This window comes from Streptomyces sp. STR69, from assembly GCF_024519455.1.
Taxonomy (GTDB): domain Bacteria; phylum Actinomycetota; class Actinomycetes; order Streptomycetales; family Streptomycetaceae; genus Streptomyces.
Window position 1 is genome coordinate 298,550 of sequence record NZ_JALJRY010000010.1, and the last position, 14,548, is coordinate 313,097.

The 14,548-nt window shown below is 71.4% G+C and carries 12 protein-coding genes and 1 pseudogene; 10 read left to right on the plus strand and 3 right to left on the minus strand.

What is annotated here, in order from left to right; all coding sequences use genetic code 11:
- Positions 1–128: 128 nt before the first annotated feature.
- Genes OC490_RS21005 through OC490_RS21025 form a run of 5 tightly spaced genes read left to right on the plus strand, consistent with a single transcriptional unit; the run spans position 129 to position 5,548 of the window.
- Complete coding sequence (locus OC490_RS21005; RefSeq protein WP_262059501.1) at positions 129–1,436, plus strand: NAD(P)/FAD-dependent oxidoreductase; 1,308 nt, start codon at positions 129–131, stop codon at positions 1,434–1,436.
- The gene (locus tag OC490_RS21010; protein ID WP_262059502.1) at positions 1,433–2,164 is read left to right on the plus strand and encodes a DUF1365 domain-containing protein; all 732 of its coding nucleotides are present in this window, start codon (positions 1,433–1,435) and stop codon (positions 2,162–2,164) included. Before OC490_RS21005 ends, OC490_RS21010 begins: the two co-directional genes overlap by 4 nt.
- Complete coding sequence (locus tag OC490_RS21015) at positions 2,161–3,447, plus strand: class I SAM-dependent methyltransferase (protein ID WP_262059503.1); 1,287 nt, start codon at positions 2,161–2,163, stop codon at positions 3,445–3,447. The genes OC490_RS21010 and OC490_RS21015 overlap by 4 nt, the downstream gene beginning before the upstream one ends.
- Positions 3,444–4,754 (plus strand): SAM-dependent methyltransferase, encoded by a 1,311-nt coding sequence (locus OC490_RS21020; RefSeq protein WP_262059504.1) that lies wholly within the window; start codon positions 3,444–3,446, stop codon positions 4,752–4,754. The genes OC490_RS21015 and OC490_RS21020 overlap by 4 nt, the downstream gene beginning before the upstream one ends.
- On the plus strand, positions 4,751–5,548 hold the full coding sequence (locus tag OC490_RS21025) for a DUF1295 domain-containing protein (RefSeq protein ID WP_262059505.1): 798 nt from the start codon (positions 4,751–4,753) through the stop codon (positions 5,546–5,548). Before OC490_RS21020 ends, OC490_RS21025 begins: the two co-directional genes overlap by 4 nt.
- Positions 5,549–5,609: 61 nt before the next feature.
- Here OC490_RS21025 and OC490_RS21030 read toward each other — a convergent pair whose 3' ends face one another.
- From OC490_RS21030 to OC490_RS21040, 3 genes are all read right to left on the minus strand, one after another.
- Positions 5,610–6,362 carry an anti-sigma factor gene (locus tag OC490_RS21030; RefSeq protein WP_262059506.1) on the minus strand — a complete coding sequence of 251 codons (753 nt, stop codon included), beginning with the start codon at positions 6,360–6,362 and terminating at the stop codon, positions 5,610–5,612.
- A complete protein-coding gene (locus OC490_RS21035) occupies positions 6,359–6,943 on the minus strand; it encodes a sigma-70 family RNA polymerase sigma factor (protein WP_262059507.1) in 585 nt (194 codons plus the stop codon). The genes OC490_RS21030 and OC490_RS21035 overlap by 4 nt, the downstream gene beginning before the upstream one ends.
- A gap of 308 nt (positions 6,944–7,251) precedes the next feature.
- Complete coding sequence (locus OC490_RS21040; protein WP_410098784.1) at positions 7,252–8,823, minus strand: SDR family oxidoreductase; 1,572 nt, start codon at positions 8,821–8,823, stop codon at positions 7,252–7,254.
- A 386-nt stretch (positions 8,824–9,209) separates the two neighbouring features.
- On the opposite strand from OC490_RS21040, the pseudogene OC490_RS21045 reads away from it, so the two are divergent.
- From OC490_RS21045 to OC490_RS21065, 5 genes and pseudogenes are all read left to right on the plus strand, one after another.
- A pseudogene (locus OC490_RS21045) lies at positions 9,210–10,334 on the plus strand (phospholipase D-like domain-containing protein); the annotation flags it as partial.
- A 169-nt stretch (positions 10,335–10,503) separates the two neighbouring features.
- Positions 10,504–10,659 carry a DUF6131 family protein gene (locus OC490_RS21050; RefSeq protein ID WP_262059508.1) on the plus strand — a complete coding sequence of 52 codons (156 nt, stop codon included), beginning with the start codon at positions 10,504–10,506 and terminating at the stop codon, positions 10,657–10,659.
- A gap of 127 nt (positions 10,660–10,786) precedes the next feature.
- Positions 10,787–11,101, plus strand: a complete 315-nt coding sequence (locus tag OC490_RS21055) for a hypothetical protein (protein ID WP_262059509.1) — start codon at positions 10,787–10,789, stop codon at positions 11,099–11,101.
- A gap of 78 nt (positions 11,102–11,179) precedes the next feature.
- Positions 11,180–11,659 (plus strand): hypothetical protein, encoded by a 480-nt coding sequence (locus tag OC490_RS21060; RefSeq protein ID WP_262059510.1) that lies wholly within the window; start codon positions 11,180–11,182, stop codon positions 11,657–11,659.
- 362 nt (positions 11,660–12,021) lie between these two features.
- A complete protein-coding gene (locus tag OC490_RS21065; RefSeq protein WP_262059511.1) occupies positions 12,022–14,532 on the plus strand; it encodes a hypothetical protein in 2,511 nt (836 codons plus the stop codon).
- The last annotated feature ends 16 nt before the right edge of the window (positions 14,533–14,548 follow it).

The following is a 14,548-nucleotide window of genomic DNA, read 5'->3' on the forward strand; positions in this document are numbered from 1 at the left end:
GCGGCTCAGGTCGCGTCGGGTGTTCCTCACCGGTCCGAAGGAAGACCTGCCCTTTGGCCAATCCGCTCCCGCGGCGGCTTCGGATTACGCGCGGGACCAGTGTCCGCGGCCGGCCGGGAGGAGAAGCGATGTCAGGCGTGCGAGGGGGCGGGCCGGGGGCGGCCGGCGGTGATCGCGGGCGGCGGAGCGTCGCCGTCGTGGGCAGTGGTGTTGCGGGGCTGACCGCCGCGTACGTCCTGAGCCGCGACCGCCACGTCACTCTGTACGAGTCCGACGACCGGCTCGGCGGGCACGCCCACACCCACGAACTGACGTCCGGCGACGGCGTGATGCGTCACGTCGACTCCGGGTTCATCGTGCACAACCGGCGCACCTACCCGCGTCTGCTGCGGCTCTTCGACGAACTCGGCGTCGCCACGCAGGAGTCGGAGATGAGCATGTCCGTGCGGTGCGAGGGCTGCGGGCTGGAGTACGCGGGTGCCCGTGGCCCTGCGGGGCTGTTCGCCCGGCCGCGGAACGCGCTGCGCGGTTCCTGTCTGCGCATGTTCGCCGAGGTGCCCGCCTTCCACCGCGCCGCGCGCCGCCTGCTCGCGAAGGAGCCCGAAAGCCCCCGCACCCTGGGCGCGTTCCTCGACCGGGAGGGCTTCTCCGCCTACTTCCGCGCCCACTTCATGACCCCGCTCGTATCGGCGGTGTGGTCCTGCGACGCCGTCACCGCCGAGCGCTACCCGGCCGCCTACCTGTTCCGCTTCCTGGACCACCATGGGATGCTCTCCGTGACCGGAGCACCGACCTGGCGCACCGTCACGGGCGGTTCGCGCACGTACGTCGACAGGGTCGCCGCACGCCTCGACGCGGTGCGCCTCGCGGCCCCGGTGCGCGCCGTACGCCGGCATCCGGACGGCGTCGACATCACCACGCACGACGGCACCACGCAGTCGTACGACGGTGTGGTCGTCGCCACCCACCCGGACCAGGCGATCCGGCTGCTGGCCGACGCCACCCCGGGGGAGAAAGAGATCCTCGGCGCGTTCCGCTACTCCCGCAACACCACGCTCCTGCACACCGACACCGGTCTGCTTCCTCGCGCCCGGCAAGCCCGCGCCTCCTGGAACTACCTGATGCCGGCCTGTTCGACCGGCTCCGACCAGGTCCGCGTCAGCTACGACATGAACCGGCTCCAGCGCCTCGACGCGCCCGAGACGTACGTCGTCACCCTGGGCGGGCAGGATCGCGTGGACCCGGAGCGGGTGCTCGCCCGGATGGTGTACGAACACCCGGTCTACACCCCGGAGTCGGTCGCCGCGCAGGCACGACTGCCCGAGCTGAACACCTCCGTGACCGCCTACGCCGGGGCCTACCACGGCTGGGGTTTCCACGAGGACGGGTGCCGCTCCGGCGCCCTGGCCGCCGCGGCGCTGGGAGTGCGCTGGTGAGTGCCCCGCCCGCCCTCTACCGGTGTGCGATCAGCCACGTACGGACCGCACCGGTCCGCCACGCGCTGCGCCACCGCACCTACATGTGGCTGATCGACCTCGACCACCCGCCCGAACTCCCGCGTCCGCTGCGGCCGTTGGCGCGCTTCGACGCGCGCGACCACTTCGGCGGGGACCGGCCGTCCGTGCGTGCCGGGCTCGACGCCTTCCTCGCCGCGCACGGCGTGGACCTGGCGGGCGGCCCGGTCGTCATGCTGACCCACGCCCGCGTGTTCGGGTATGTGTTCAACCCGCTGACCCTGTACTGGTGCCACGACCGCGACGGCACCGCGCGGTGCGTGGTCGCCGAGGTCCACAACACCTACGGCGAACGCCACAGCTACCTGCTGTTTCCCGACGGGACGGGCACGGCACGCGCCGACAAGAAGTTCTACGTCTCGCCGTTCTTCCCCGTCGACGGCCGCTACCGCATGCGCCTGCCCCACCCCGGCGAGCGGCTCGACCTGACCGTGCACCTGGAACGCGCCGGCGGCAGGCCCTTCACCGCGACCGTCCGCGGCAGCCGCCACGACGTCACACCGCTTGCGCTGCTGCGGCTGGCCGTGCGCCACCCGTTCTCGACCCTCGCCGTGTCCGCCGCCATCCGCCTGCACGGCGTTCGCCTGTACCTGCGACGGCTGCCCGTCCAGCCCCGCCCCCACCACCGCAACCCGGAGAACACGTCATGACGACCGCCGAACACCGTCCCGCCGTACGGCCGTCGGCCCCGCCGTCCGCACCCCCCGCCGTCGACCCGGACCGCTGGCCCGACGTGGCCGCACCGCCGCCGGCATCCCTCGCCCGCAGGGCCGTCACAGCGGCCGTGCTGCGCCGCACCTTCGAACGCCTGCCGCTGCGCGTGCGCTTGCCCGACGGCACCACCGGCGGGCAGGGCGGCCCCCTGCTGGAGATCCACGACCCGGCGGCGTTCTACGGCCGCATCGGCGGCCAGGGGCTGATCGGCTTCGGCGAGTCGTACATGGCCGGCGAGTGGGACGCCCCCGACCTGGTCGCCGTCCTCGCGGTGCTGGCCCACAACGCGGCCACCTTGATCCCGGCCCCGCTGCAGCGGCTGCGCGGGCTGTGGGCGCTGCGTCAGCCGCAGGCCCAGCGCAACACCCCCGACGGCGCGCGTACCAACATCAGCCGCCACTACGACCTGTCCAACGACCTCTTCGCCCTCTTCCTCGACGACACCCTCACCTACTCCGCGGCCCTGTTCCGCGCCCTTCCCGCGGACTGGGAGCTGCTGGCCGCGGCCCAACACCGCAAGATCGACCGGTTGCTGGACCTCACCGAGGTCGGGGCGGGCAGCAGGGTGCTGGAGATCGGCACCGGCTGGGGTGAACTCGCGATCCGCGCCGCCGCGCGAGGCGCCCGGGTCACCTCGCTCACCCTCTCCCGCGAACAGCGCGACCTCGCCCTCGAACGGGTCGCCGCGGCGGGCCTGTCCGACTGGGTCCGTATCGACCTGTGCGACTACCGCGAGGCCCGCGGCACGTACGACGCGGTCGTGAGCGTGGAGATGATCGAGGCCGTCGGCGCCGAGTTCTGGCCCGCGTACTTCCGCACCCTCGACGACCGGCTGGCCCCCGGAGGACGTGCCGCCGTGCAGGCCATCACGATGCCCCACGAGCGGATGCTGGCCAGCCGGGACACCTTCACCTGGATCCAGAAGTACATCTTTCCCGGCGGTCTGCTGCCCTCCGTCGAGGCGGTGGCCGACGCCGTGAACGACCACACCCGGCTGCGGACCGAGCGCAGGGACGGCTACGGAGCGCACTACGCCGAGACGCTGCGGCTGTGGCGCGAACGCTTCACCGAGCGGGCCGACGAGGTGGCCGCGCTCGGCTTCGACGACACCTTCCGCCGCATGTGGACCCTCTACCTCGCCTACTCCGAGGCCGGGTTCCGCTCCGGATACCTCGACGTGCAGCAGTACCTGTTCACCAAGGAGAGCCTCGCGCGATGAACACCATCCCCACTGTCCGGACCGGCGCCGCCCAGCGGCTCGCCGCACTCGCCGAGACCGCGCTGGGCGGGCCTCTCCCGCTGCGGCTGCGCGCCTGGGACGGCAGCGAGGCGGGCCCGGCCGAGGGACCTGTCGTCGTGGTCCGCTCCCGGCGCGCCCTGCGCCGCCTGCTGTGGCAGCCCGGAGAGCTGGGCCTGGCGCAGGCGTACGTCACCGGCGAGATCGACGTGGACGGAGACCTCGCGGAGGGGCTGCGCACGATGTGGGCCGCCGCACGCGAACGCCGTCTGCACCCGCCGCGGCTCGCCCTCGCCGACCTGGCCCGCGCCACCACAACCGCCGCGTTCCTGGGCGCGGCCGGACCACGGCCGCCCGCCCCCGCCTCCCAGGCACGGCTGCGCGGCGGTCTGCACAGCAGGGCCCGCGACCGGGCCGCCATCAGCCACCACTACGACCTCTCCAACGACTTCTACCGACTCCTCCTCGACGAGACCATGGCGTACTCGTGCGGCTACTGGACCAGCGACGAACCGCACTTCACCCCGGCCGACGCCCAGCGCGCCAAACTGGAGCTGATCTGCCGCAAGCTCGCTCTCACGCCCGGCGCCCGGCTGCTGGACATCGGCTGCGGCTGGGGTTCGCTCACCCTGTACGCGGCACAGCGGCACAAGGCACAGGTCACCGCCGTCACCCTGGCCAAGGAGCAGGCGGCCCACGTCCGTGAACAGGTCGCCGAGCGCGGTCTGGAGAACCTGGTCGAGGTGGTGTGCCAGGACTACCGCGACATCACGGGCGGTGCCCACGACGCCGTCTCCACCGTCGAGATGGGCGAGCACGTCGGGGACGCCGAGTACCCGGCGTTCGCCGCCGCCCTGCACCGCCTGGTCCGGCCCCGGGGACGTGTGCTGGTGCAGCAGATGTCCCGCGGGACGAAGGCGCCGGGCGGCGGCGCGTTCATCGAGGCGTACATCGCCCCCGACATGCACATGCGCCCGCTCGGGGAGACGGTCGCCCTGCTGGAGGAGGCCGGGCTTGAGGTGCGCTCGACCGAATCGCTGCGCGAACACTACGTCCGCACGGTCGCCGCCTGGCACCGCACCCTTGAAGACCGCTGGGCCGACTTCGTCCGGCTCGTCGGCGAGGAGACGGCCCGGGTGTGGCGGCTGTATCTGGTCGGTGGGGCCCTGGCGTTCCAGGAGCGGCGGATGGGAGTGGACCAGATCCTGAGCGTACGGCCGACCCCGGGCGGGGATGTCGGCATGCCCGCGACACCCCAGGACTGGTACGCGGGACCGGACCAGCTGTGAGCGGCTTCGCATGGGGCGCCTTCGCGGTGAATCTGGGATGGGCCGCAGCGGCCTCGCTCGCCGTCATGCTGGTGACGTTCGCGATCGCCGTACGGCGTGGTCTGCACCGGATCGTCGACGTCGCCTGGGGAATCGCCTTCACCGCGGTCGCGGTCGCGAGCTGCGCGGCCTCGGCCGGCGAGGGCGATCCGGGCCGCCGCTACCTGGTCACCGCGCTCACGGCGCTGTGGGGCCTGCGGCTGGCCGGACACATCGCCCGGCGCGGCCGTGGGCACGGTGAGGACCCGCGCTACGACCAACTGCTCGGCAAGGCCCGCGGCAGCCGCAACCTGTACGCCCTGCGCACGGTCTACCTCCTCCAGGGCGCTCTGGTGTGGCTGGTGTCGCTGCCGGTCCAGGCCGCGCAGTACGTGCCCGGTCCGATGACCGCGTTCGCCGGTGCGGGCACCGCCCTCGTGGCACTCGGTGTGTGCTTCGAGGCGGTCGGGGACGCCCAGCTGGCCAGGTTCAAGGCGGACCCGGCGAGCAAGGGGCGGATCATGGACCAGGGACTGTGGCGCTACACCCGTCACCCCAACTACTTCGGCGACTTCTGCGTCTGGTGGGGGCTGTGGCTGATCGCCTGCGACTCCGCCGGGGCCGCCGCCGTGACGGTCGTGTCGCCGCTGGTCATGAGCTGTCTGCTGATCTGGGGCAGCGGGAAGCGTCTGCTGGAGCGGCACATGGCCCAGCGGCCCGGATACGCCCAGTACGCGGCCCGCACCAGCGGCTTCTTCCCGCGCCCGCCCCGCTGAGGTGTGGTGGCCCCGCCCGTCGCTTAAGTTCTAGTGGTCGTCGCGGCGGGGCCACACCTTCTCAGGCGGGGAAGTTCACCAGGGCGAGCGGGCTGGCGGTGGGCTGCTTCGAGCCGCCCGCGGGTTCGACGGTGACACCCATGCCCGAAGCCCCGTCCACGGCACCCTGCAGCAGGACCGCCTGGTCGCTGAGTCCGGGGTCCATCAGACCGGCGGAGCGCATGGTGCCTCCGTCGTCGAACCACAGCTGGTAGACCTTCCCCGTCGGCGGATGCGCCATCCCGGCGGCGAGGAACACCGCCTGGTCCCGCTCGTGCGAGACCACCACGGTGCCGGTGGCACCGTCGGCCAGCTTCGCGACCCTGGTCCTGGCGTCCGGCGCGGCGAGCACCGCGCTGATCTGCGCTGTTCCCTGCTCGGCCCGGCGCGCCCGGCCGAGCGCGTCCTCGGCCCGCTGGTGCTGCCACACCGTGGTCCCGCCGAGCGCGGCAGCAGCCGCGAGGCAGGCGGCCAGCGTCCACCGCGACAGCAGCCGGGCGCGCAGTCGCGCACGGCCCGAACGCATCGGCGCCGGCTCGCCGGGGGAGTCCTGACGGACGGTCGTGATGCGGCGCAGCACCTGCTCGCGCATCTCCCGCCGAGGTGTCACCGAGACGGCGAGTCCCAGGCGGGCTGCGGTCGCGCACAACTCGGCGGCCTCCTGAGCACAGGGCTCGCAGTCGGCCAGATGCCGCTCGAACGCGTCGCGTTCCTCGTCGGACAGGGCGTGCAGGGCGTAGGCACCGGTCATGCGGTGCAGTTCGGCGGTGGTCATGCGGTCACCCCCAGGCAGTCGCGCAGCCGGATGAGTCCATCGCGCAGGCGGGTTTTGACGGTGCCCAGCGGGAGGGCGAGGGACTCCGCGACCTGGCGATAGGTCAGTCCGCGGTAATAGGCCAGGGTGACCGCCTGGCGCTGGATCTCGGTCAGCGTCCGCAGACAGCGCCGCACCTGTTCCCGCTCCAGCCGTGCCTCGACCTGCTCGGTCACCTCGTCGTACTCGGGCGTGTGGTCCAGCAGAGCGGCCTTGTGGTCCCGGGCGGCGACGGCTTCCACGTGCCGGACACGGTCCACCGCCCGGCGGTGGGCGAGGGTGAGGATCCAGTTGATCGCCGTGCCGCGGTCGGAACGGTAGCGGGGAGCGGTGCGCCACACCTCCACCAGAACCTCCTGGGCCACCTCCTCGGACTGTGCCTGATCGCGCAGCACGGCACGCACGACACCCAGAACCGGGTTCACGACGGCGTCGTAAACAGAAGCGAACGCGGGCTCGTCCCCCAGGGCCACGCGGCCCACCAGCTCTTCCAGGTCCGGCTCCATCGATGGGTTTCTGCCGATATGTACGGCTTCTTTCACAACGCCCTCCGCGGTTGGGACATCTCCGGACGTAATCCGATCCTGCGCGGGCCGGGGATTGGTCCTGACAGTGGTGAAAACGCAGGTGACGCCGGACGGCGACGGCAGGGGGGCGGGCGACGAACGACCACCTTGCCGTCAGGAGACCAAGCCGTCGGGCACGCAGCGACGGATCACCCCTGAACCGGAAGTCCGCGCGGTCGCCGCGCGGGCCGAAGCCACGCCGGTGGCGGGCGGTAGGCGTGCAATGCTCCGGCACTGTGGCCACTGGCACCGCGCCGTGGGTTCGACCGTCGCCGATCTCCTCGTCACTCGGCTGCGAGACGGGCACGCCCGGGCCCCTCGGTGCCCTTGGCGGCGGCCCGGGTGATGTTGCGGGCCATGCCGCCGAAGACGACCGCGTGGAAGGGGGAGACGGACCACCAGTAGAGGTGGCCGAGCAGGCCGCGGGGGTGGAACAGGGCGCGCTGACGGTAACGGGTACGGCCGTCGGCATCCGTCTCCGCGTACATCTCCAGCCAGGCCAGGCCCGGTAGTCGCATCTCCGCGCGGAGTCGCAGCAGGTGTCCGGGCTCGATCTCCTCGACCCGCCAGAAGTCCAGTGAGTCGCCGACCCTGAGGCGCTCGGCATCACGCCGGCCGCGGCGCAGGCCGACGCCGCCGACGAACCGGTCCATCCAGCCCCGGACCGCCCAGGCCAGCGGGAGGGAGTACCAGCCGTTGTCACCCCCGACGCCCTCGATCACCTTCCACAACGCCTGAGGGGACGCGTCCACCGACAGCTGCCGCTCGTCCTGGTAGAGGCTGCCGCCCGCCCAGTCCGGGTCCGTGGGCAGCGGGTCACTCGGCGCCCCCGGTACGGCGGCGGACGACCAGCGGGTGGACACCTTCGCCTCCCGCACCCTTTGCAGCGCCAGGGCGAGCGCCTCGTCGAAGGGCAGCGGGCGGCCCGGAAGGTCGGGTACGTGCTCGTTGATGTCGTGCTCGTGGCAGACGACCTCGTGGCGCAGGGACTCGGTGAGCGGTCGGGCGATGGAGGCGGGCACCGGTGTGACGAGACCGACCCAGTGGCTGGACAGCCTGGGCGTCAGGACCGGAACGGGCACGATGAGGCGTGGACGCAGCCCGGCGACGAGGGCGTAGCGGCGCATCATCTCGCGGTAGGTGAGGACGTCCGGTCCGCCGATGTCGAACGTGCGGTTGATGTCGTCCGGCATGGTCGCGGAGCCGACGAGGTAGCGCAGTACGTCCCGCACCCCGATGGGCTGGGTGCGGGTGTGCACCCAGCTCGGGGTGACCATCACCGGCAGTCGCTCCGTGAGGTAGCGCAGCATTTCGAACGACGCCGACCCGGAACCGATGACGACCGCCGCCCGCAGCACGGTGGCGGGTACCGGCGCCTCCAGGAGGATGCGTCCGACCTCGGCCCGGGAACGCAGATGCGGGGACAGAGTGCTCTCGGGTACGTCCTGCGGGGTGAGTCCGCCGAGGTAGACGATCCGCCGTACATCGGCGGCCCGCGCCTGCTCGGCGAAGATGTGCGCGGCGCGGCGGTCGGTCTCCTCGAAGCCGGAGCCGGATCCGAGGGCGTGCACCAGGTAGTACGCCACGTCGATGCCGCGCATGGCCGAGGCGACCGACTCCGGGTCCGTGACGTCCCCGCGAACCGGCTCCACCTCACCGGCCCAGGGGTGGTCGCGCAGTGCGGCCGGGGAACGGGCCAGACAGCGGACCCGGTGACCGGCCTCCAGCAGTTCCGGTACCAGGCGTCCGCCGATGTACCCGGACGCTCCGGTGACCAGGCAGTGCAGCCGCTCGGGCCCGCGCCCGCCGCGTCCCGCCGCGGTGTCGGTCGCGTTCCGCTGTCCGTCCGCGCTCACGATCCTGCCTCCACGCGCTTGCTCCGAGCTGTTGCCTCGTCATCCGAATCATCTCCGCAACGGGGTGACCGTGCCCGTCGGAGCGTCGCGGCCCGACGGGCCGATGGAGCCTGCGCCGCCCGGTTCGGCTTCGGTCGCCTCCACAACCCCTTCGCACGGGCACAGGCTGGCGGATGCGCCGTACGTCCGAAAACATCCGTGGGTATCAGGCGCAGGTCCCCCCCCGGCACGTCCGGAGGTGAGCGCGCTGCCCATGAGTTCGGAGGACCGCCGGCCGGATCTGGGGCCGGCGCACCGCCCGGGCAGCGCGTTGCCCAGGTCACGACGGCGGTACGACGGACAGCGCTGTCGTCACGCAGGAGGCTTCGGTCCGGTCCCGTGTCCCGTGGGATCGGCTCATAGGCATCGCGGCCACGGAAGGCAACGCGCTGCTCCCGTTGCGCAACGGGGACGAGATCTTCGGCGCGATGCTGGGCCGGATCCGTTCCGCGCGGTACACGGTGGACATGATGACGTTCGTCTACTGGAAGGGGGAGATCGCGCGGCAGTTCGCCGACGCGCTCGCGGAGCGGGCGCGCGAAGGGGTGAGAGTACGGCTGCTGCTGGACGGCTTCGGTAGCCGGCTCATCGAGAAGGACCAGTTGGAGGCCATGGAGCGGGCCGGCGTGCAGGTGGCCTGGTTCCGCAGGCCGCTGTACCTGTCTCCGTTGAAGCAGAACCACCGCTGTCACCGCAAGGTCCTCGTCGTCGACGAGGAAACCGCCTTCACCGGCGGCGTCGGCATCGCCGAGGAATGGTGCGGCGACGCCCGCAACCCGGACGAATGGCGGGACACCCACGTACAAGTGCGCGGACCCGCCCTGGACGGGCTGGCCGCCGCCTTCGCCCAGAACTGGGCCGAGTGCCACGACGAACTCTTCGACGACCGCGACCGGTTCACCGACCACACCCCGCAGGGCGATGCCGTGGTGCAGGTGGTGCGGGGCTCGGCCAGCTTCGGCTGGCAGGACATGCAGACCCTGTTCCGCGTGGTGATCGAGACGGCGGAGGAAAGAATCCGGCTGGCCACCGCCTACTTCGCGCCCGACGCGTACTTCATCGAGCTGCTGTGCGCCGCGGCCCGCCGCGGGGTCGAGGTGGAGATCCTGCTGCCCGGCCCGTACACCGACAAGAGGGTCTGCCAACTCGCGGGCCAGCGCTGCTACGAGGACCTCACCAACTGCGGGGTGAAGATCTTCCAGTACCAGCCCACCATGCTCCACACCAAGGTCGTCACCGTCGACAGGACGGCGACACTCATCGGCTCGACGAACTTCAACCGCCGCTCCCTCGACCACGACGAAGAGGTCATGCTCGCCGTACTGGACCGCACGTTCACCGCGACGCTGGACCGCCACTTCGCGGAGGACCTGGAGCACAGCGAACGCATCAGCGCCGGGCGATGGAAACGGCGCGCACTGCTCCAGCGCGTCAGGGAGACGGCTGTCGTGCCGGTACGACGCTTCCTCTGACCGGACGCCCGTCCTTCTCTGCTGCGGGTGCGGGGATGGTGACCTGAGTGGGCATGGGCAGCGGAGACCGGGGCACACGGAGGTGGCACGACAGGGATACGCCGGCCGCCGACAGCGCGGCCGGCCGGCTCTCGCCCCCACACCGAGGAATCTGAAGATCGGAACCGAAATGGTTGTCCTTGGCGCCATCCTGCTCGTCATCGGCCTGCTGGTCGGTATATCGCTGCTGACCACCGTGGGCTGTGTGCTCGTCGTGGTCGGCGCGGTGCTCTGGATTCTCGGGGCCAGTGGTCGCCAGGTCGGCGGGCGCAAACACTACTTCTAGGCCCGCGGCCTGATCGCGAAGGTCCTCCAGCCGGCGAGCAGAACGTCGGGCACCGACTGTTCGCACGCACGGGCCACAGCTCACGGGCCGAACTCGCCATGGCGATGCTCGCCGGCCGACTCCACCTGTGAGCCCACGGCGCGCTGCTGATGCCGCCCCGGCCGCTCCCGCAACACGATCGGCACGCAGTTCCTCGACGTCCGCAGCCTGTCGGCGGGAGCGGGCCGAGGACGTCACGCGCGCCGTACCGGAGGCCCTGGGCCGCCGGCCCACCGGCGACGAACGCGCCGCCTGCCCGCCCGTCGAGGCCGCGCTCGACCTCGCCGGCCGGATCGCGGCCCAACCGCTCAGCGGCCGGGGCTTCGGCAAGCACCTCTGGCCGCCCGCACAAGCGCCACCTCCGCGACCGCCCTCCGGGACACCGGGGCCGTCCTCGCAGTGATCGGCCGTATGGTCTGCCACGGTCTCCTGGACCGCGCCCTCACCCGGCTCCGGTCCGGATACGCGCTGTCCGGATACGGTGACGTGTTCCGCGGCCTGGTCCGGCTACAACGCGACCGGCGTGTGGTCATGGTTGCGTGACGGCCGGACCATCTCCGGCGCCACCGGCACGACCCGCACGCTGACCTCGGACGACTACACCCACAAGATCGCGTGCAAGGTCACGGCCGGCAACGGCGCGGGTGCGGCCGACTCCACGTCCCCCTCCGTCATGGTCGCCGTCGGCCCTGCGGCGAAGGCCACCGAGGCGCCCTTGCTCAGCGGCACCGCCAAGGTCGGTTACCGGCTGACGGCCGCACACGGAACCTGGTCGCCGACGGCCACCTCGTACTCGTACTCCTGGAAACGCGACGGCAAGGTCATCACTGGTGCCACCAAGTCGACCTACGCCGAGGTGAAGGGCGACAAGGGTCATAAGATCACCGCGACGGTGACCGCTCACCGCTACGGCTGGAGCGCCGGATCGGCCACCACCGCATCGGTCTCGGTCCGAGGTTGAGTTCGCGGACGCGTGCGGTGGTGCTGAGCAGATCAACGCTGGTCATCTGCCGCATCAGCTCCCGCAGTTGAGCGATGGCGGCATCGCTGGGCGAATGAGGCGATCATGGAGATCACGGAGGATCACCTGGGTGCCGCCCAGTCCGTCCGTGCCCGCCACCGCGCACCGGCGGTAGTTCTCCTTGCCCTCGAAGAAGCTCCAGCTCATGGCGCTGTCACTGCCGACGCTTAGAGTGAACTGATCGCTCGCTGTGGCGGATGCGCCGGGGCGGTTCTCAGGGGAAACAGTCAGGGGGGTCATTGATGTCCGTTCTTCGTGTGGGGTGGGTTCGAAGACGTGCTGCGGCGGGACTGTGCGGAGCAGTGTCGACTGCCTCGCTGCTGCTCGCGCCCGTGCCTGCGGCGACGGCGTCGGACAGCGGTCCGGCGACGGTAGGGACGGTGTCGTCGACGGACGACGCGGCACTCCGCACAGGGCGGAGCGTCGGGCTGGGAGACGACGGGCGCGTCGAACTCGTCGACGGGCGTGACATCCGGATGACGGCTGATCCGAAAAGCGATGCCTCCGCACCGCGCTACGCCGTCGCATCGGTGGACGGCACGGTGTCCGTGCGGCCCACGGGGAAGTCCGCAGCCGACCGCGCGACCGCGAAGCTTCCGCTGACCGCGCGAACCAAAGCCGCGCAGAGCGCTCCCACGACGACAAACGCCGCCGCGGCGGCCTATTCGGTCAAGCTGAGCATCACGAACGCCGACGTCCGGTCCAAGCTCTTCTACGTATGGGACCGCAGGACCTGGACGTCGTACGCCGTCGACAGCGACACTGCCGGCGCCTCGTCGACCGTGAAGCTGCCGCCGGGTGACTACTTCTCGGTCGCGCTGCACAGCGACTGGCAGGAGCCGAGCTACCTGCTCACGCGCACCTTCTCGGTCGGTTCGGCCGCCAAGACCGTCACCTTCGACCAGCGCGCGGCGAAGGAGACCGCGATCCGCCCCGACGACACCACCGCCACCCGGGACGCGGCCGCCGTGTGGATCAGTGTCCCGGGCGGCGACCTGGCCGGCTTCGCCGGATCGGGAGCCGACAAGGTGTATGTCACCCCGTTCTCGGTGAGCGGCGTCTCGCTGCGCCTGCACGAGGTGCTCGGCAAGAAGGGCGCCTCGGCGAGTGTGCCGAGCCCCTACCGCTACGACCTCACCCACAGCTTCACGACCACCGTGCCCGCCTCACCCATCGCGACGGTCCGCGCCTCGGCCCTCGCGAAGACCGTCACGAAGGTGGGCGCCCCGGGCACCCGGACGACGGCCTTCCTGCAGAGCGCCCCGTCCTTCGGCGAGTGGACGGGCGTCTACATCGGTGGCGCGGTGCCGGTTGCCGGTTCGGTCACCGAGTACGCCACACCGGGCATCACCTACGGCCGGCTGCTGTCGTACGGCACCGGTGAGCTGAGCCTGAACCTCCCGGACCGCACGTCGGCCGCCGGAACCAACGCGGGCGAGACCCTGGGAGCGGCCCCGCTCCAGCCACTCCGCCGGGAGTGGGGCGGTTCGCAGCGGAACTCCGGGAAGATCGTGCTGTCCGAGGGCAACACCTTCAGCGACGAGGCCGGCCACACGGCGATCGACGGCCGCGCGACGTACTCGTACAGGCTCACCTCCTCCGACGGCGTCACCTACGCACAGGCCACCGGCCTCGACGCGTACCACTCGCTGACGTCGTCTCCCCTGCCGTCGCTGCAGGGGACATACATTCTCGACCAGACCGTCCACCGGCGCGTCCCGTACTCCCGGCTGTCCACGGACGTGCACAACGAGTGGACCTTCCGCTCGGCCTACGCCGAGGGCCGGGAACTCCCGCTGATCGACACGCGGTTGAGTGTTCCGGGGTTGGACGGCTACGGCCGCGCGGCTGCCGGCCCCGTCCAGGTACGGGCGACCGCGACTACCCGCAACACGGACGCGGCGGCGAACACCAGGATCACCGGGCTCGCCTACTCCACGGACGACGGCACCACTTGGACGGACCTGGCCGTCGCGCCGGACGGCTCGGCGACGGTCGACGTTCCCGCCACCGCTTCCTTCGTCTCGCTGCGCGTCACCGCCCGCGACGATCAGGGCGGCAGTCTCCGCCGCACCATCACGCGGGCGTTCGCGGGCCCGGCGCCCCAGGGCGACGAGACGGTGGGGGCGACCCGTATTTCGAACGTCGTGGTCAACGGGGGCAAGCCGGTCGAGCTCACCGACGCGCCGCTGCAGGAATTCAAGGCGAAGTTCACCGCCACCGACCCATCCGGGATCGCGGGCGGAGACATGTACCTCTACAAGGGTTCGTACGACACACCCGACGCCGTCCTCTACGGCACCTGGCCGGCGACCTGCACCAAGGTCACCACGAGCACCTCCACCTGCGAGGCGCACTTCGCCTACATCCAGCCGCGTTGGATTCTCGGGCGCAACTCCCTCGCCGGCACCTGGAAGGTGGCCGCCTGGACCGAGTCCGCGGACGGTACGGGCCATGTCGACCTGCACGCTGCCAAGTCGGCGCCCGTCGTACGTGACGCGACCCTGACGGCCAACGCGGCTCCTGACCCGGTGGCCAAGGGCAAGACCCTCACCATCACAGGCAAGTTGTCCCGCGCGGACTGGGAGACGCTCGGTGGCTACCACGGCTATGCCGGCCAGAAGGTGAAGCTTCAGTTCCGGAAGAAGGGGGCGTCCACATACACGACGGTGAAGACGGTCACCACCAGCAGCTCCGGAAGCCTGAAGACCACGGCCAAGGCGTCGGCGGACGGCTACTGGCGTTACACCTTCGCCGGTTCGTCCACCACCGCACCCGTCACCACCTCGGGCGACTACGTCGACGTCCGCTGACCTCGGCGGGTCCCCG

Excerpts from the sequence above, each read along its gene's own strand:
- OC490_RS21030 (WP_262059506.1), bottom strand. The coding sequence starts at position 6,362 with ATGACCACCGCCGAACTGCACCGCATGACCGGTGCCTACGCCCTGCAC.
- OC490_RS21005 (WP_262059501.1), top strand. The coding sequence starts at position 129 with ATGTCAGGCGTGCGAGGGGGCGGGCCGGGGGCGGCCGGCGGTGATCGC.
- OC490_RS21015 (WP_262059503.1), top strand. The coding sequence starts at position 2,161 with ATGACGACCGCCGAACACCGTCCCGCCGTACGGCCGTCGGCCCCGCCG.
- OC490_RS21050 (WP_262059508.1), top strand. The coding sequence starts at position 10,504 with ATGGTTGTCCTTGGCGCCATCCTGCTCGTCATCGGCCTGCTGGTCGGT.
- OC490_RS21020 (WP_262059504.1), top strand. The coding sequence starts at position 3,444 with ATGAACACCATCCCCACTGTCCGGACCGGCGCCGCCCAGCGGCTCGCC.